The 16,595-nt window shown below is 60.7% G+C and carries 14 protein-coding genes; 3 read left to right on the forward strand and 11 right to left on the reverse strand.

From position 1 onward, the window contains the following. Nucleotides 1–13: 13 nt before the first annotated feature. The 9 genes from LDN70_RS11760 to pdxT form a co-directional block, all read right to left on the reverse strand. Nucleotides 14–2,407, reverse strand: a complete 2,394-nt coding sequence (locus LDN70_RS11760) for a RelA/SpoT family protein (protein WP_024816847.1) — start codon at nt 2,405–2,407, stop codon at nt 14–16. A 165-nt stretch (nt 2,408–2,572) separates the two neighbouring features. Then, nucleotides 2,573–3,568: a protein translocase subunit SecF gene (gene secF / locus LDN70_RS11765; RefSeq protein WP_142939063.1), complete on the reverse strand. Its 996-nt coding sequence runs from the start codon at nt 3,566–3,568 to the stop codon at nt 2,573–2,575. Next, nucleotides 3,568–5,319 carry a protein translocase subunit SecD gene (gene secD / locus LDN70_RS11770; RefSeq protein WP_142939062.1) on the reverse strand — a complete coding sequence of 584 codons (1,752 nt, stop codon included), beginning with the start codon at nt 5,317–5,319 and terminating at the stop codon, nt 3,568–3,570. The genes secF and secD overlap by 1 nt, the downstream gene beginning before the upstream one ends. Before the next feature lie 114 nt (nt 5,320–5,433). Next, nucleotides 5,434–5,817, reverse strand: coding sequence for a preprotein translocase subunit YajC (gene yajC / locus LDN70_RS11775; protein WP_024816850.1), 384 nt, complete (start codon nt 5,815–5,817; stop codon nt 5,434–5,436). Between the two features lie 143 nt (nt 5,818–5,960). Then, nucleotides 5,961–7,037, reverse strand: a complete 1,077-nt coding sequence (gene ruvB, locus LDN70_RS11780; protein ID WP_024816851.1) for a Holliday junction branch migration DNA helicase RuvB — start codon at nt 7,035–7,037, stop codon at nt 5,961–5,963. After that, a complete protein-coding gene (gene ruvA / locus LDN70_RS11785) occupies nt 7,030–7,674 on the reverse strand; it encodes a Holliday junction branch migration protein RuvA (protein WP_142939061.1) in 645 nt (214 codons plus the stop codon). The genes ruvB and ruvA overlap by 8 nt, the downstream gene beginning before the upstream one ends. Nucleotides 7,675–7,787: 113 nt before the next feature. Next, nucleotides 7,788–8,366 (reverse strand): crossover junction endodeoxyribonuclease RuvC, encoded by a 579-nt coding sequence (ruvC, locus tag LDN70_RS11790; protein WP_223940394.1) that lies wholly within the window; start codon nt 8,364–8,366, stop codon nt 7,788–7,790. A gap of 65 nt (nt 8,367–8,431) precedes the next feature. Continuing rightward, a complete protein-coding gene (locus tag LDN70_RS11795) occupies nt 8,432–9,187 on the reverse strand; it encodes a YebC/PmpR family DNA-binding transcriptional regulator (protein ID WP_166840600.1) in 756 nt (251 codons plus the stop codon). 3 nt (nt 9,188–9,190) lie between these two features. After that, nucleotides 9,191–9,892 carry a pyridoxal 5'-phosphate synthase glutaminase subunit PdxT gene (gene pdxT, locus LDN70_RS11800; RefSeq protein WP_142939058.1) on the reverse strand — a complete coding sequence of 234 codons (702 nt, stop codon included), beginning with the start codon at nt 9,890–9,892 and terminating at the stop codon, nt 9,191–9,193. 103 nt (nt 9,893–9,995) lie between these two features. On the opposite strand from pdxT, the gene LDN70_RS11805 reads away from it, so the two are divergent. Then, nucleotides 9,996–11,327: a Mur ligase family protein gene (locus tag LDN70_RS11805; RefSeq protein ID WP_142939057.1), complete on the forward strand. Its 1,332-nt coding sequence runs from the start codon at nt 9,996–9,998 to the stop codon at nt 11,325–11,327. Beyond that, the gene (locus LDN70_RS11810; RefSeq protein ID WP_223940395.1) at nt 11,324–12,082 is read left to right on the forward strand and encodes a type 1 glutamine amidotransferase; all 759 of its coding nucleotides are present in this window, start codon (nt 11,324–11,326) and stop codon (nt 12,080–12,082) included. The genes LDN70_RS11805 and LDN70_RS11810 overlap by 4 nt, the downstream gene beginning before the upstream one ends. 3 nt (nt 12,083–12,085) lie before the next feature. Here LDN70_RS11810 and LDN70_RS11815 read toward each other — a convergent pair whose 3' ends face one another. Then, nucleotides 12,086–13,351 (reverse strand): CapA family protein, encoded by a 1,266-nt coding sequence (locus tag LDN70_RS11815; protein WP_223940396.1) that lies wholly within the window; start codon nt 13,349–13,351, stop codon nt 12,086–12,088. A gap of 73 nt (nt 13,352–13,424) precedes the next feature. Between LDN70_RS11815 and LDN70_RS11820 the strand changes: the two genes are divergently transcribed. Then, nucleotides 13,425–15,437 (forward strand): M3 family metallopeptidase, encoded by a 2,013-nt coding sequence (locus LDN70_RS11820; RefSeq protein WP_223940397.1) that lies wholly within the window; start codon nt 13,425–13,427, stop codon nt 15,435–15,437. 61 nt (nt 15,438–15,498) lie between these two features. Here LDN70_RS11820 and pdxS read toward each other — a convergent pair whose 3' ends face one another. Then, nucleotides 15,499–16,425 carry a pyridoxal 5'-phosphate synthase lyase subunit PdxS gene (gene pdxS / locus LDN70_RS11825; protein WP_017197521.1) on the reverse strand — a complete coding sequence of 309 codons (927 nt, stop codon included), beginning with the start codon at nt 16,423–16,425 and terminating at the stop codon, nt 15,499–15,501. Nucleotides 16,426–16,595: the final 170 nt, after the last annotated feature.

Raw genomic sequence — 16,595 nt, forward strand, 5'->3', positions numbered from 1 at the left:
AGCTGAGGCCCTGTTAGCTGCGCCTGCGGTTTCCAGTGGTCCTATAGACGTCGAAAACTCCGTCGATCCGACGGACGGCGTTCAAGACGTGGTGCAGATACTTTGGATCACCCATCTCGAAGGCAAATTTCGAGATTGCCACCCTGTCACTGGAGGTATGCACCGACGCTGCGAGGATGTTGACATGATTCTCGGACAAAATGCGGGTGACATCCGACAAAAGGGACTTCCGGTCCAGGGCTTCTACCTGAATTTCCACGAGGAAAACACTGGACTGGGTGGGTGCCCACTCAACTTCAACAATTCTGTCCGGCTGGTCCCGGAGACCCGACACATTGGTGCAGTCCGTCCGGTGGACAGAGACTCCTGAACCACGGGTCACAAAGCCAAGAATGGGATCCGGCGGTACCGGGGTGCAGCACCGGGCCAGCTTGACCCAGACATCGCCCACACCCCGCACAATGACGCCGGAGTCAGAGAACTTCGACTTCGCAACCTGGGTGGGGATACTGACTTCATCCAGGTCTTCGTCGGGTGTCTCATGACCGCCCAGGTGCTCAACGAGCTTTTCCATGACCGACTGAGCTGACGTGTGCCCGTCACCTACGCCGGCGTACAGCCCGGAAATGTCAACGTAGTGGAAGTCCTCTGCCACGGCGGACAAAGCATCGTGCGTCATCAGGCGCTGCAGGGGCAGGTTCTGCTTGCGCATGGCCCGGGTCAGCATGTCCTTGCCACGCTCAATCGCTTCTTCGCGGCGTTCCTTGGTGAACCACTGGCGAATCTTGTTGCGTGCACGGGCAGATTTGACGAAGTGCTGCCAGTCCTGGCTGGGGCCGGCGCCTTCTGCCTTGGAGGTGAAAATCTCAACCCAGTCGCCGTGGTTGAGCTCGCTGTTGAGTGGAACCAGCTTCCCGTTGACGCGGGCGCCGATGGTTCGGTGGCCCACCTCGGTGTGCACAGCGTAGGCGAAGTCCACAGGAGTTGACCCGGCCGGAAGGGCCATGACCTCGCCCTTGGGGGTGAAGACGAAGACTTCGCGGGCGTTGATCTCGTAGCGAAGTGAATCAAGGAATTCTCCGGGATCGGAGGTCTCCTGTTGCCAATCAACCAGCGACCGCAGCCAACCCATGTCACCGTCACGCGGGCTGCCGGGTCCCTGTGCGGTCCGGTTGGGTTGATCCTTGTACTTCCAGTGGGCTGCCACACCGTATTCTGCACGCCGGTGCATCTCGTGGGTGCGGATCTGAATCTCCACGGGCTTGCCGCCGGGGCCAATCACGGTGGTATGCAGGGATTGGTACATGTTGAACTTGGGCATGGCGATGTAATCCTTGAACCGGCCCGGAAGCGGGTTCCACCGTGAATGCAAAGTCCCCAGCGCGGCATAACAATCTCGCACGGAATCCACCAGAACCCGCACGCCCATGAGGTCGTTGATGTCGTCGAAGTCCTTGTCGCGGACGATCATCTTCTGATAAATCGAGTAGTAGTGCTTGGGCCGGCCTGTGATGGTCGCCTTGATCCGAGCGGTCCGAAGGTCATCAGCGATCTGGTTGCGGATGACGCTCAGGCTCTTTTCGCGTTCTGGAGTGCGGTCGCCCACCATTCGCACGATTTCCTCGTACACCTTGGGGTACAGCGCTGCGAAGGAGAGGTCTTCAAGTTCCCACTTGATGGTGTTCATACCCAGGCGATGCGCCAGGGGTGCGAAAATCTCCAGAGTTTCGCGGGCCTTGCGTGATGAGGACTCCGCGGAAACGAAACGCCAGGTCCGCGCATTGTGGAGGCGGTCCGCCAGCTTGATCATCAGGACGCGAATGTCCTTGGCCATCGCCACGACCATCTTACGAACGGTCTCAGACTGGGCAGCCTCACCGAAACTGACTTTGTCCAGCTTGGTGACACCGTCCACCAACATGGCAACTTCGGGGCCGAAGTCCCGTGTCAGGTCAGCCAGTGTGTACGGGGTGTCCTCCACGGTGTCGTGGAGCAACGCAGCCGCCAGGGTTGTCCCTGTCATACCGAGTTCAGCCAGGATGGTGGCCACTGCCACCGGATGGGTGATGTAGGGATCACCACTCTTGCGCTTTTGTCCTTGGTGGCTCTGCTCTGCCACCGCGAAGGCGCGTTGGATCAGATCGAAATCCTCTTTGGGATTATTTGCCCGGACTGTACGCAGCAGTGGTTCCAAAATGGGCGAGTAAGGAGCAATGCCCCGGCCCGTCAGGCGGGCAAGCCGGGAGCGGGTGCGTTCCCTCCGCCCCGGAAAGGTGGGACGCACGCCGGGAGCATCGACCGGAACCGCAGCAGCAGTCCGTCCGGGCACACTCGTTGCCGGAACTGCCACAGCTTTGCGGCTGTCATCCCCGCCCGCCGGTGGTGCCGACGTCGCACGTTCTTCCACAGAAGTACCCCTCACAAGCGATTTAATTCTCCCAGTCTATTCCCGCAGGTGAATCCTTCTGCAACCGGGCAGCACATGACGATGACACGGGCAAGTCAAAGAGCCGGCCTCCGCACTGATGCGGGGACCGGCTCAAGGCAACCCAACTAGCTGTTCGGGCTAAGTTCAGACCTGGACTGTGGCTTCATTCCTGCGGTGAGCCACCTTCTTGGCTTGCTTCACCAGTTCAGGCTCGCCCTGCCGCAGCCAAGCGTACAGCGGTGCGGCGATGAAAATCGTGGCGGCAGTACCGATGAGGATGCCCACGAACAGTGCCAAGGACAGGTCCCGCAGCGTGCCGGCACCCAGGAGTCCGGCCCCAATGAAGAGGATCGCCGCAACCGGAAGGATAGCCACCATCATGGTGTTGATGGAGCGGACCAACGTTTGGTTGACAGCCAGATTGACCTCTTCGCTGAACGTGCGGCGCGTTGACGTGGAAATGTCCGCGGTATTTTCACGGATCTTGTCGAAGACCACCACTGTGTCGTACAGCGAGTAGCTGAGGACGGTCAGGAACCCGATGATTGCCGACGGCGTGACTTCAAAATCGCTCAGCGCGTAGACACCCGCCGTGGTGAACATCGTGACGAGCATGCCAACAAGTGCGGACAGCGACATCTTCCAGGTTCGGAAGTACAGCGCCATCAGGACAGCGGCCAACCCAACAAAGACCACCAAACCAATAAGGGCTTGACGCGTCACGTCCTGGCCCCAGGTTGGTCCCACGAAGTTGGACGTTACCTCGTTCTCGGTCACCCCGTAGGCGCTTGTGAGACCGTCTTTGATGCGGTTCGTCTCGTCGTCGGTCAACTGGTCCGTTTGGATGCGCATGGTGTTGCCTGCCACGTTGGCAACGCGCGGGATGGCTCCGGGCACGACGTCATGAACAGCCTTCTCGCCGAGTGCTGCATCCGTGGTGCTCACGTTTGAAACAGTGAATTCGGAACCGCCACGGAATTCGATTCCGAGGTTGAAGCCGCCCTTGGCGACAGGAACCAGGATGGAGAGCGCTACGGCGACCGCAGCGATGATGAACCAAATCTTCTTCGACTTTACAAAGTTGTACGAGCGCTTGCCCGTGTAGAGCTCATGGCCGAAGGTTGCGAAGCTCGTAGTCATTACTTCTCCTCCTTGGTGCCGTTCGAAGTACCAGTGAGCTGGCCCTTCTCGGCAAGGCGCCTCTCGGCAATGGTCATGCGACGTTCGGCTTCGGCAGCCGCACCGGTGTTGCGCGGGCGGACCACAGCGGGCTTTTCGTCCGGCGTGCGTAACCGGCCGGCGCCACGGTAGAGCGGAACTGCGCCGAGACGGTCGGGAGAAAGCCCGGAGAAACGGTGTCCTTCACCAAAGAACTTGGTGCGGGCCAAAACCTGCAGCATGGGGTGCGTAAACATGAACACCACCAGAAGGTCGGCCAGGGCGGTCAGGCCAAGGGTGAAGGCAAAGCCGCGGACGTTGCCAACAGCAACGAAGTAGAGGACCAGGGCCGCGAGGAGGTTGACGGCCTTGGAGGCCAGAACTGTCCGTTTGGCACGCTTCCAGCCGTTCTCGACAGCGGAAACCAGTCCACGGCCCTCGCGCAGTTCATCCCTGATGCGCTCGAAGTAGACAATGAACGAGTCCGCGGTCTGGCCGATGGCCACAATCAGACCAGCCACACCGGCCAGGGACAGACGGTAGTTTTCCGTCCACCCGAGGATGGCGATCGCCAGATAGGTCAGCACACCCGCCACCACAAGGGATGCGATGGTCACGAGCCCAAGGGCACGGTATTGGAAGAGCGAGTAGACAACAACAAGCAACAGGCCGATCATCCCTGCAAGCAAGCCGAGGCGAAGTTGGTCGCCACCCAGCGTCGCGGAGATCTGCTCTTGTGACTGGATCTCAAAGCTGATGGGCAGGGCGCCGTAGCGGAGTTGATCGGAGAGGGCCTTTGCCGACGCCTGGGTGAAGTTACCAGTGATCTGGGGCTTTCCATCAGTGATCACAGCCAAGGCGCGCGGGGCGGAAAGAACTTTGTCGTCCAGGACAATGGCGAACTGTGACTTTGGATCATCAGTACCCTGGGCCTGCGCCGCAGCGTAGAACTGGTTGAGGCGTTCGGTGACTGCTTTGAACTTTGCGGTTGCATCCGCGTTGAACACGATGTTCACGCCCCAGGAATTGGTCACGGAGCCCTGAGCGCCCTGAACCTGGGTAAAAGTGGAATCGCTGATGTCCTGGCCTTTGACCTCCACGGGCCCAAGGATGTACTTGATGGCCGGAGTCTTGTCCGTGGCTGCCTCGCAGGTGACCAGCGGTTTGGCGGGATCCGAACGATCACGTTTTTCCGGTGACGGGTTCACACAGTCAAGCGCTTCGAATTCCCGGACAATGTCCGCGGTGACCCAGTTGATGTCGCTGGCATTCGCCGGCTCCGCCGTGGGCTTGGGAAGCTGGTCCTCAGGTGTGCGCTGCTCCGCAGGAACGGCTGCCGGGTCGCCATAAGTGATGACTGGGCGGAAGTTCATGTCAGCCGAAGCTTGAATGAGGTCGCGGGTCTCCTTGGAAGGCGTACCCGGAAGACTGACCACAACGTTCCGGCCGGACTGGGTGCTAATTTCAGCTTCGGCAACACCGGAGCCATCCACACGCTGCCGGATGATGGCTACTGCCTGGTTGAGTTGCTCCTCATTGATCTCGCTGGAACCCTCTACCCGGGGGGCCAGAATCATCTGGGTTCCGCCCTCGAGGTCCAGAGCGAGCTTGGGAGCCCAACTGGCGTTGCCAGTCACTACTCCGCCAGCCAGGACAGCGGTTAATACAACGAAAATTGCTCCAAGCCAGGTCAGCACCCTGCGGGCTGAGTTTTTGGGGCCGGTCCGTGCCATTATCGATCTTCCTGTTATCGCCGGACAGCCGCCGGCCGACGCTGGTAAGCGTCTGCCGGCGGCTCTCCGCTGCCGTAGAAGTTGCCTTGCGCGGTGTCGCCGCGACTGACGGTGCTAGTTGTCCTTCTTGTCCTCTTTGTTGAGGCGCGCGATGGTTTCTTCCGGGGTCTCGACGGCGGCAGGAGCTTCCGTCTGCGCGGCGGTCAGGGATGACGCATCATCCGGAACAACGGGCGCTTCCTCGGGGGTGGTCTCGACCACCTTGGTGACAGCCTGACGGTGAACCGTTGCCTGGTTACCCGGCGAAAGCTCAATCACGACTTTGTTCTCGGCTTCGTCGATGGACACGATGCGGCCAAAGAGACCGAAGCTGGTCATGACGTCAACCCCGGGAGCGAACTTTGACTGCATCTCAGCCTGCTGCTGCTGGGTCTTCTTGTTGCGGCGGAACATCATGAAGACAAAGAGTCCCAACATGACGAACAGCAATATGGTCATTGGATCCACAGGGAAGTTCCGTTCTGTACTTACGTTTTGGTTCACGGCAACGTCCCTGGCAGATCCGCAGAGCGGGCATGGATCAAGGACTCGAACGTGCCGAGCGTCATACCAGTCTAGTGGGAAAAGCTGAACAGAGGGTGTTAACCCACGGTATCCACGCTTTCGGCGTGGTTTTCATCCTCACCAAACAGTGCCAGTGTCTCCTGACCGAACACCCCGGCCGGGACGGCGTAGCCAAGGTGCGTCCAGGCGGACGCCATCGCGATCCGGCCCCGCGGAGTGCGTCCCAAAAGACCCTCACGGACCAGGAACGGCTCAGCCACGGTCTCCACCGTCTCGGGTTCTTCCCCCACGGCGATAGCCAAAGTGGACAATCCCACTGGACCGCCGTTGAACTTGGTGATCAGGGCTTCAAGAACGGACCGGTCAAGCCTGTCCAATCCACGCTCGTCTACTTCATACATATCCAGAGCCGCTGAAGCTGAACGTGCATCAATCTGCTCAATGCCATGAACCAGCGCCCAGTCACGGACACGGCGAAGCAGTCTGTTGGCGATACGTGGCGTTCCCCGGGACCGGCCCGCTATCTCCGTAAAGCCCGCAGAGTTGACCTTCAGGTCCAGTAGGCCCGCGGAGCGCCGCAGGACGAGCTCGAGTTCGGCGACGGAGTAGAACTCAAGGTGCCCGGTGAATCCGAATCGATCCCTCAGAGGCCCCGGAAGAAGCCCAGCTCGGGTTGTTGCGCCCACCAAGGTGAAAGGTGGCAGTTCCAAAGGAATGGCGGTTGCACCAGCGCCCTTGCCCACCACAATGTCCACGCGGAAGTCCTCCATGGCCATGTACAGCATTTCTTCCGCCGGCCTGGACATGCGGTGTATTTCGTCGAGGAAAAGGACCTCCCCCTCCGATAGGGAGGAAAGGATGGCGGCAAGATCTCCCGCGTGCTGGATGGCCGGGCCGCTGCTGATACGCAACGGCGCGTTCATTTCCGCTGCGATGATCATGGCAAGGGTTGTCTTGCCTAGTCCTGGCGGCCCTGACATCAGCACGTGATCGGCGCTGCGGCCACGCATTTTGGATGCCTCGAGTACCAATGCCAGTTGTTTGCGGACCCGATGCTGTCCCACGAAATCGTGCAGGTTCTTGGGCCGGAGTGCGGCTTCAATGACCCGCTCTTCCGGTTCCTCTCCCCCGCTGACGAGTGACTGCTCAGCCACGGCTGCCTACACGATTGCCTGCGCGCGCCCCATCCTGACCCAACCAACGCAGTGTTGCCCGGAGGATTTGGGCCACGTTTCCTGCGTCCACGAGTTCCGGGGAGTCTGCCATGGCTTTGTCGATGCTGCCGTTGGCGTCCTTCTCGGACCAGCCCAAGCTGGTCATGGCTGCGACAACCTGCGGCTTCCATTCGGCGTTTGGGGCAGCGGCGGGCGCAGTGCCTGTGCCGGTCCCGTGGGGAACCAACTTACCGGCGAGCTCAAGGACAATCCGGCCGGCCACCTTGGGACCGATTCCCGGCACCTTGGTAAACGTCTTGCTGTCTCCAGTGTGCGCCGCCACCCGGATGGCCTCCGGTTCATGCACGGCAAGGACGGCCAAGGCCAGACGTGGCCCTACCCCGCTGACGCTGAGCAGGACATCAAAGACTTCCCGTTCGTCGTCGTCGGCGAAGCCGAACAGTGTCAAGGAATCTTCACGGACGATCATGGACGTGAAGAGCTTGGCTTCTGTTCCTGTCTTGAGGTGGCTCAAGGTCTGCGGCGTGGCAAAGACACTCATTCCCGCACCGTTGAGGTCGATGACAGCGGTGGACAAACCAACGTGGGCTACCGTTCCACGGAGAAAACTGATCAAGACCCGGCTCCTGAAATACTGCCTGCTCCGTTGCCGCAATACTGTGTCAACACTGCGGCCAAAGCGGACTATCCGAACATATCTACGAATACCCTAACAAGGCGAGCCGACAATCACCGTGCGCGGCGCGCTTTTGCTTCCGCGTCAGCCCATGCTTTTTGGGCGGGAGTGAGACCGCCCTTACCGTTCGCGCCGATAGCTGAACCCATTCCACTACCTGCGCGCCATGCATGGGTCAGGGCAAGCGCAAGAGCGTCCGCAGCATCAGCAGGCTTCGGTGGAGCATCCAGGCGCAGGATCTTGGTAACGAGCTTGGTCACTGCATCCTTATTGGCCGTGCCGCTGCCTGTTACCGCGGCTTTGACCTCCGACGGTGTGTGCAACGCGACGGGGATGCCACGGCGTGCGGCCGCAGCGATGACGACGCCCGAAGCCTGGGCCACACCCATGACCGTGCTGACGTTCATCTGCGAGAAAACACGCTCGACGGCGACGACGTCCGGCTGATGCAGGTCCAGCCATTCATCAATGGCTTGGGCAATGACCAGCAGGCGCTTATCCAGAGTGAGCTCAGCAGAGGTCCCCACTACCCCAACGGCCACCATGGTGGCCCTGCGGTTCTTTTCAATGTCCACCACACCTATACCGCAACGGGTGAGGCCCGGATCGACTCCCAATACGCGAAGAGTCAAGTCCGGGCCTTTCTGGTGGCTGTGAAGCTGCTAAATGTCAAAATGACGCGCTGCGCCGTGGCCGGCTATTCGGCGTCGAGGGCAGCCTGGACTTCCTCGCTGAGGTCCGCATTGCTGTAGACGTTCTGGACATCGTCAAGATCTTCCAGGGCATCCACGAGTTTCATGAACTTCTTGGCGCCGTCGACATCCAGTTCCACCTGCATGGAGGGAACGAACTCGGCTTCATCTGTCTCGTATTCGATGCCCGCTTCTTTCAGGGCGTCGCGGATGGCCTGAAGATCAGAGGGTTCGGAGTGGATTTCCCAGTTCTCTCCGCTGTCTTTGACTTCTTCGGCTCCGGCATCGAGGACCGCCATCAGGATGTCGTCCTCGCTGAGGCCGTTCTTGGGCAGGACCACAACACCCTTGCGGGCGAAGAGGTAGCTCACGGAACCGGGATCGGCGATGGTGCCGCCGTTGCGGGAGATTGCAAGGCGCACCTCGGATGCAGCGCGGTTCTTGTTGTCCGTCAGACATTCGATCAACAAGGCCGAACCCTGGGGACCACGAGCCTCGTACATGATCTCGGTGTAGTCCACCACTTCGCCGGTGAGGCCAGCGCCGCGTTTGATGGCGCGGTCGATGTTGTCATTGGGAACCGACGTCTTCTTGGCCTTCGTGACGGCAAGTTCAAGTCCCGGGTTGCCGGCGAGGTCCGGACCACCCATGCGGGCAGCAACTTCGATATTCTTGATCAGTTTTGCGAACGACTTTGCACGCCTGCCGTCAATGATGGCTTTCTTGTGCTTGGTGGTCGCCCATTTGGAGTGGCCTGACATGCTTTACGCTTCTCCTCTGATCATTCGAATAAAGAGTTCATGCACGCGTTTCTCTCCCGTCACTTCCGGATGGAAGGAGGTGGCCAGTAGTTGACCGGAACGCACTGCAACAATTCTAGCCACTCCGTGCAAAGTAGCCGTGTGGCTGGCGTGGTCGGGGTCGACCTGGGCAAGGACCTCCACGCCCGGACCTACGCGTTCCACCCAGGGGCCCCGGATAAATACAGCGTGAACGGGATCCACACCGGACTCCCCTGCGCTGAATTCAAGCCCCCTGAAATCCAGGTCGGTCTCGAAGGACTCCCGCTGGCGGCCAAAGGCATTCCTGCGCACGGTGATATCCAGCCCACCAAAGGTCTGCTGCGGATTTCCGTGCAGGTCAGTTGCAGGGTCCGCGATTTCATCGGCCAACAGGATCATGCCGGCACAGGAGCCGTAGACCGGCAGGCCGTCCGCGATCCGCTTTTGAAGTGGATCACGGACTTCGAAAATCCGGGAGAGCTTGTCAATGGTGGTTGATTCGCCGCCGGGGATGATCAAGCCGTCAATGTCGTCAAGCTCTGACGGGCGGCGTATACCCACGCCGGTGGCGCCAGCGGCCTCTACAGCGTGGATATGCTCGCGGAAATCGCCCTGAAGAGCCAGCACGCCGATCCGGAGTCCTGAACCCACGCGCGACGAAGCGTCAGAAAGGGGGTTGGTCATTCGACCATCATAGAGGCCCAGGGCCATATGGCGCTGTCAGCGTTGACCAAGCCCACACGCGAGGTAGCCGGTTCCATGCCCTGACTGGGATATATTACAGAGCATGCTTTCCTTCAGCGTTCCCCTCGGCAAGCTGGTCCGCACACTGTCCCGACTCCGGGGCGGAGGCTCAGCTTTTCCCGGCTTGGTGGTTGAGAAAATCGATCCCGGCTTCATGCAGCGAACGCTGGCTTCGCTCCCCCTGGGCGTAGCCGTGGTCAGCGGCACCAACGGCAAGACCACCACCACCAAGATGGTGGTGGAACTCCTTGAAAGCCAAGGCCTGAAAGTCTTCACCAACCGCAGTGGCAGCAACTTCACCCGTGGGGTGGCCGCTTCGCTCCTGGGTGATGTGGACTGGCGCGGTCGGCTGGACGCAGACATTGCCATCCTGGAATTGGACGAAGCCCATGCCGTGCACTTCGTCAACAAGGTTGAGCCGCGGTACAGCCTCCTGTTGAATGTCCTCCGCGACCAATTGGACCGCTTCGGGGAAATTGACAAGACCGCCCGGCTGCTGGAGCACATCGCCTCCAAGACCACCGGCACAGTTGTCCTCAACCGGGAAGACCCACGCGTCGCCCGGATTGCCAACGCCATCAATACCCTCGATGCCGTCCACCACCCCGAAGTCCGATACTTCGGCCTCGACGAATCTTTGCGCAGCACCTTCCCCAACGACGACGAAATGCGCACCACGGCAATCGGCCCGTCCCCTTCGGGCACTTCCGTTGCCGCTGAAACAGGTGAGGATGTAGATCTGCCGGCAGCCGACGTCGTACTCAGACGCGTTGGAGCCCAGGACGCCGACTTTGAGTTCGACGGCGAAACCGTCACCACAACGATGAAACTACGCGGCGTGTACAACATCTTCAATGCAGCGGCGGCTTTGTCCCTGGCGAGGTCCGTCTTGGGAACCGGGCCCGTTGATACACCTAAGCTCGTGAAGGCTTTGGGAGAAGTTGCTCCCGCGTTCGGGCGCGGTGAGAGCCTCACCGTGGACGGACAGCCTCTGGAGCTGGTGCTCGTGAAGAACCCCAGTGGTTTCCGTCTCGGGCTGAAGTCCTTCCCCGCCGGCGGCTACGCCACCATGATCGCCATCAACGACAACTACGCCGACGGCAGGGACATGTCCTGGCTGTGGGACGTTGAATTCGACTCCCTGCGCGAAGATGGCGTGGAGGTCCTCACCGGCGTTCGCGCCTACGACATGGCGCTGCGTCTGCAGTATGACGATGTTCACTTCGGAGTGGTCGAACCGGACATCACGGCGGCCCTGCGAACGTTCATCGACGGCTCGCGAGGTAAGCCAAAGCGCGTTTTCTGTACCTACACTTCCATGCTCGCCATTCGCCGCGAACTGGCCAAAATCACCATAGTTGAGGTGGTCTCATGACCTCGGAAGCACAACCCACGCCGGCAGCACAGCCCAGCAAGGGAACGCTCCGCGTTCTCCAGCTCTACCCGCGCGAAATGAACATCTACGGTGACTGGGGCAACGCCCTGGTCCTGAAACAACGGATCAAGTGGCATGGCTACACTCCGGAGCTTCTCGAGTACAACGTGGGCGACGACTTTCCTGACGACCTCGACATCATTGTGGGCGGAGGCGGGCAGGACAGCGGCCAGCTGGTGATCCAGGACGACCTCCAATCGCGTGCCAGCCAGCTGAAGCAGCTGGCGGACGAGGGCGCTCCCATGCTGGTGATCTGTGGGCTCTACCAGCTTTTCGGGAAGTTCTTCAAGACCAGCACGGGCCCTGTGATTCCGGGCATCGGCATCCTGGACGTGGAAACCCATGGTACTGACGAGCGCCTTATTGGCAACGTGACCATGAAGTCCACTGAGTTCGGCGACATCCTTGGCTATGAGAACCACAGTGGGCAGACTACGTTGGGGCCCGGCGTCGAGCCATTAGGCACGGTGACAAAAGGCGCAGGCAACAACAGCAAGGACGGGCACGAGGGCGCCCGTTACAACAATGTTGTAGCGAGCTACCTGCACGGTTCCTTGCTCCCAAAGAACCCGGCCATTGCGGACTTCCTGATCCGCACAGCAGCCGAACGCAAGTTCGGCAGCTTCGTGCCAGGAAAGCCCGACGACGATTACGCCCGCCTTGCGCGCGAACACGCAGCCCGCCGGCCGCGGTAGCCGCTACTTTTCCTTGGTGATCAGCAGTTCGTGCGCTCCCGCGGTGGCTGCTCCCATGGACTCTACAACCGCTTTGGTTCGCTGGTGGGTTGCGGCATCGGCTGCAGGGGTCGCGCAGACCCCTTGTGGTGCGTCGCTGGCTACGGAACACCATCGATAGGGGTCCCGAACAATAACCGAGGGGGCCCATGCGAGGTCAGAAGCAGTCCATACACCTGAGGTGTTTTGACTGAATTGTGCCCTGACCAATAGTCCTTCGTTGTTCACGACGTACCACGGTGACAATTCAGTGACACCATTGCCGAGCCCGTACACAATCCACGTGCCTTTGTAGTTCTCGATCGGCAGCACCGAGTGCGTGTGGTGGCCGTAGATCATGGTGAACTGGCCGCTGTCCACCAACGCGTGCGCAACCTCCTGCTGCTGGGCATTGGCCTCGCTGGCGTACTCGTCGCCGGCGTGCATGACTCCCAGGACGATGTCGGCCCCAAGGGCCTTGGCTTGTTTTGCCTTCGCGATCATGGCCGCCGGATCCAGCTCGTCAACCAGCCACGGGTATTCCGGGATCTGACCATTGTGGCCATACGTTCCAATAATCACGGCCACTTTGGCTGCGTCCGTCTGGAGCATGAGTATCTCCTTGGATGCTGCCTCCGTCCGGTAGGAACCGGTGTGCTTTAGGCCCGCTGCGTCCAGGGCGTCCAGCGTCCGGAGCAAACCTTCGGTGCCGCGGTCAATGGTGTGATTGCTGGCCGTCGTGCAGGCCTTGTATCCAACATCCTTTGAGGCCGTAATGATTTGCGGCGGTACGTTGAAGGACGGGTAGGCAGAGAACGGCCCTTCCGGACCAGCCACGGGTGTTTCCTGGTGGCAAATGGCGAGGTCGCTGTTGCGAATGTAGCGTCGTTGTCCTTCGAGAAGCGGGACGAAAGTGTAGCCGGGCTGACCCGCCGCAGCTGCGTCAGATCTCGCTTGTTGCCAGAGCTGGGTATGAACCAGCATGTCACCTGTCACCGTGATGGAGGTGCAGCGGAGCTCCGGACAGGCGGGGCCTTTGCCCGGGGTGGGGTTTGGTGCCGGAGTGCGCGTCGGACTGGGTGTCTGGGCAGCAGGGGCCGAGGCGCCGGTGCTGCGTTCAGCGTCATCGTTTTCTGCAAGAACACCGCAGGCGCTCAGGGACAGGGCTAGAGCTATACCGCTCACCACGAGTGCCGACCGGTGGGTACGGAACCGTCCCATGGAAAATGTGATCTTGCCCATGAATTTCATCCTACGGCGCTGGCCCGACGCATCCGGGCGTGCCGCTCTTGAGGACACGATTCTTACGTGAAAGAGTCACTTCATGACCAACCCACTCTTGAGCCCCAGCCCTCTGCCCTATGGGCTTCCGCCCTTCGCCGGCATTTCGGCCGAGCATTACTCCCAGGCCGTAGAGGAGGGTTTGAGCGCACATCTGGATGAAATCGCCAGCATCACGAACAACCCGGAGCCCGCCACCCTGGAAAACACAGCCGTGGCCATGGAACGGTCAGGACAACTGCTCAGCAGGGCTGCCGCAGCCTTCTTCACACTGGTTTCCGCCGACGCTTCGGACGCCATCAAAGCGCTGGAAACAGAGCTGTCCCCCAAACTGTCAGCACATCAAGACGCGGTTTACCTGAATCGCGGACTCTATGAGCGATTCGCCGCAATCGACACAGCAGGATTGGATGCGGAGTCGTCCCGGCTGGTGCAGGAGTACCTCAAAGAGTTCCGGCAGTCAGGCATCCAGCTCGATGCCGCCGGACAACACCGCCTGCGTGAAGTCAACGCCGAGCTCTCACGATTGGGCACTGAATTTGGCCAACGCGTCAAAGAGGCCATGAAGTCTGCCGCCCTTCTCCTGAACGACGCCGAGGAGCTGGCAGGGCTGCCGGCTGAAGCGATCACCGGCGCCGCGGAAGCAGCCAGGAATGCGGGGCATGACGGCAAGTACTTACTGACCCTGATCCAGCCCAGCAACCAACCCGCTTTGGCGTCCTTGGAAAACCGGGCCATCCGCCGTCGGCTTTACGAAGCATCCCTGGCACGGGGCACCGATGGCGGCGCCTTGGACGTTCGTGACCTGGTGAAGGCCACTGCCCGATTGCGGGCTGAGAAGGCGGCGCTCTTGGGATTTGCCAACTTTGCTGAGCTGGTGATTGACCAGCAGACGGCACCCGGATTCAGTGAGGTCAAGGCAATGCTGGGTAGGCTGGCCCCCGCAGCCGTGAGGAATGCCGAATCGGAGGCGGAGGCTTTAGCGGAAGTCGCCGGCCACGAACTTGAGCCGTGGGATTGGGCGTACTACTCTGCCCGGGTTCGCAAGGAAAAGTTTAAGGTGGATGAACAGGCTCTCCGCCCCTTTTTCAGCCTCGATACTTTGCTCAACGACGGAGTATTCCATGCTGCGACACAACTCTTCGGGGTGACTTTCCATGAGCGCGATGATTTGGAAGGCTATCACCCTGACGTCCGCATCTGGGAGGTCCGACATGAAGGCGGCAGCGGGCTGGGCCTCTTCCTGGGCGACTACTACACCCGTGAGTCAAAGCGCGGAGGTGCCTGGATGAATTCCCTTGTAGAACAATCCAGCCTGCTGGGAACCCGTTCCGTGGTGATCAACAACCTCAACATCACCAAACCGGCACCGGGTGAGCCCACGCTCTTGTCCTTGGACGAAGTCCGTACAGTTTTCCATGAGTTCGGCCACGCGCTTCACGGCCTGTTTTCCGACGTGACCTATCCGCGGTTCTCCGGGACGTCCGTACCTCGGGACTTTGTGGAGTATCCGTCCCAGGTTAACGAAATGTGGATCATGTGGCCCGAGGTCCTGGCCAACTATGCTCGCCACTATTCCACGGGGGAGGCACTCCCCCCTGACACCGTGGACAATCTCAACGAGTCATTGCTATGGGGAGAAGGGTTTGCGACCACCGAATACCTCGGGGCCGCACTTCTGGACGTGGCGTGGCACGTGCTGTCCGAGTCCGAAGTTCCGCAGGACGTTCTCGCCTTCGAAACCAAGGCGCTGGCTGATGCGGCGATCGTGCACCCGCTGATCCCGCCGCGGTACCGCACCGGGTATTTCCAACACATCTTCGCCGGTGCGGGGTATGCAGCGGGCTACTACTCCTACATTTGGAGCGAGGTGCTGGACGCCGACACCGTGGAGTGGTTCAAGGAACACGGTGGCCTCACACGCGCGAACGGCGATCACTTCCGATCAGAGCTGCTTTCCCGGGGCAACAGTCGCGATCCCCTGGAGTCGTTCCGCGCCTTCCGGGGCCGCGACGCAGAGCTGGGACCCCTCCTGAAGCGCCGCGGACTGGAGTAGAACGACGCCGGGCCGGTCACCTTGGAAGGTGACCGGCCCGGCGTCGTACTACTTTAGCTGTTTACCAGCCGCGCTCTGCGAGGCGGTGGGGCTGGGGGATGTCGTCGACGTTGATGCCGACCATGGCTTCGCCCAGGCCGCGGGAGACCTTGGCGATGACGTCGGGGTCGTCGTGGAACGTGGTGGCCTTCACGACGGCGGCGGCGCGCTCTGCCGGGTTGCCGGACTTGAAGATACCGGAACCGACGAACACACCGTCCGCGCCGAGCTGCATCATCATCGCAGCATCAGCCGGGGTCGCGATGCCGCCGGCGGTGAACAGCACCACGGGGAGCTTGCCGGTGGCGGCAACTTCCTTGACCAGCTCGTACGGGGCCTGCAGTTCCTTGGCCGCAACATACAGCTCGTCCTCGGGAAGGGCTGCGAGTTTGGCGATCTCGGAGCGGATCTTGCGCATGTGCCCGGTGGCGTTGGAAACATCGCCGGTGCCGGCTTCGCCCTTGGAACGGATCATGGCCGCGCCCTCGTTGATGCGGCGCAGGGCCTCACCAAGGTTGGTGGCACCACAAACGAAGGGAACGGTGAAGTTCCACTTGTCGATGTGGTTGATGTAGTCGGCCGGGGTGAGGACCTCGGACTCGTCGATGTAGTCAACACCGAGGGACTGCAGGACCTGGGCTTCGACGAAGTGGCCGATGCGGGCCTTGGCCATGACCGGGATGGACACGGCAGCGATGATCGCATCGATCATGTCCGGATCGGACATGCGGGACACGCCGCCCTGGGCGCGGATATCGGCCGGGACACGCTCGAGCGCCATGACAGCCACGGCACCGGCATCCTCGGCGATGCGAGCCTGCTCGACGTTAACGACGTCCATAATGACGCCGCCCTTGAGCATCTCCGCCATGCCCCGCTTAACGCGGCTGCTGCCCGTGACGCTGTTCGCGGACGAACCGGCTTCGTTGCTTACATCTGGTGTAGACACAAAAACCCCTATGGGTAGATAAACGACCTTCTTGCCGGAGGCACGCGCAGCCACACGACCGCAATCAGCGCACACCGGGTTTCAGGTCAAGGTGACCAAGTACTAGTAATAGTAGTCGCACCTTGCATGCTGGCAGTACATTCATTACCACCTTGGAGGGCAAGACAACG

Source organism: Arthrobacter sp. StoSoilB22 (assembly GCF_019977315.1).
GTDB lineage: Bacteria > Actinomycetota > Actinomycetes > Actinomycetales > Micrococcaceae > Arthrobacter.

Excerpts from the sequence above, each read along its gene's own strand:
- secF (WP_142939063.1), bottom strand. The coding sequence starts at position 3,568 with ATGACTACGAGCTTCGCAACCTTCGGCCATGAGCTCTACACGGGCAAG.
- secD (WP_142939062.1), bottom strand. The coding sequence starts at position 5,319 with ATGGCACGGACCGGCCCCAAAAACTCAGCCCGCAGGGTGCTGACCTGG.
- yajC (WP_024816850.1), bottom strand. The coding sequence starts at position 5,817 with ATGACCATATTGCTGTTCGTCATGTTGGGACTCTTTGTCTTCATGATG.
- LDN70_RS11795 (WP_166840600.1), bottom strand. The coding sequence starts at position 9,187 with ATGTCAGGCCACTCCAAATGGGCGACCACCAAGCACAAGAAAGCCATC.
- pdxT (WP_142939058.1), bottom strand. The coding sequence starts at position 9,892 with ATGACCAACCCCCTTTCTGACGCTTCGTCGCGCGTGGGTTCAGGACTC.
- LDN70_RS11805 (WP_142939057.1), top strand. The coding sequence starts at position 9,996 with ATGCTTTCCTTCAGCGTTCCCCTCGGCAAGCTGGTCCGCACACTGTCC.
- LDN70_RS11810 (WP_223940395.1), top strand. The coding sequence starts at position 11,324 with ATGACCTCGGAAGCACAACCCACGCCGGCAGCACAGCCCAGCAAGGGA.
- LDN70_RS11815 (WP_223940396.1), bottom strand. The coding sequence starts at position 13,351 with ATGAAATTCATGGGCAAGATCACATTTTCCATGGGACGGTTCCGTACC.
- LDN70_RS11820 (WP_223940397.1), top strand. The coding sequence starts at position 13,425 with ATGACCAACCCACTCTTGAGCCCCAGCCCTCTGCCCTATGGGCTTCCG.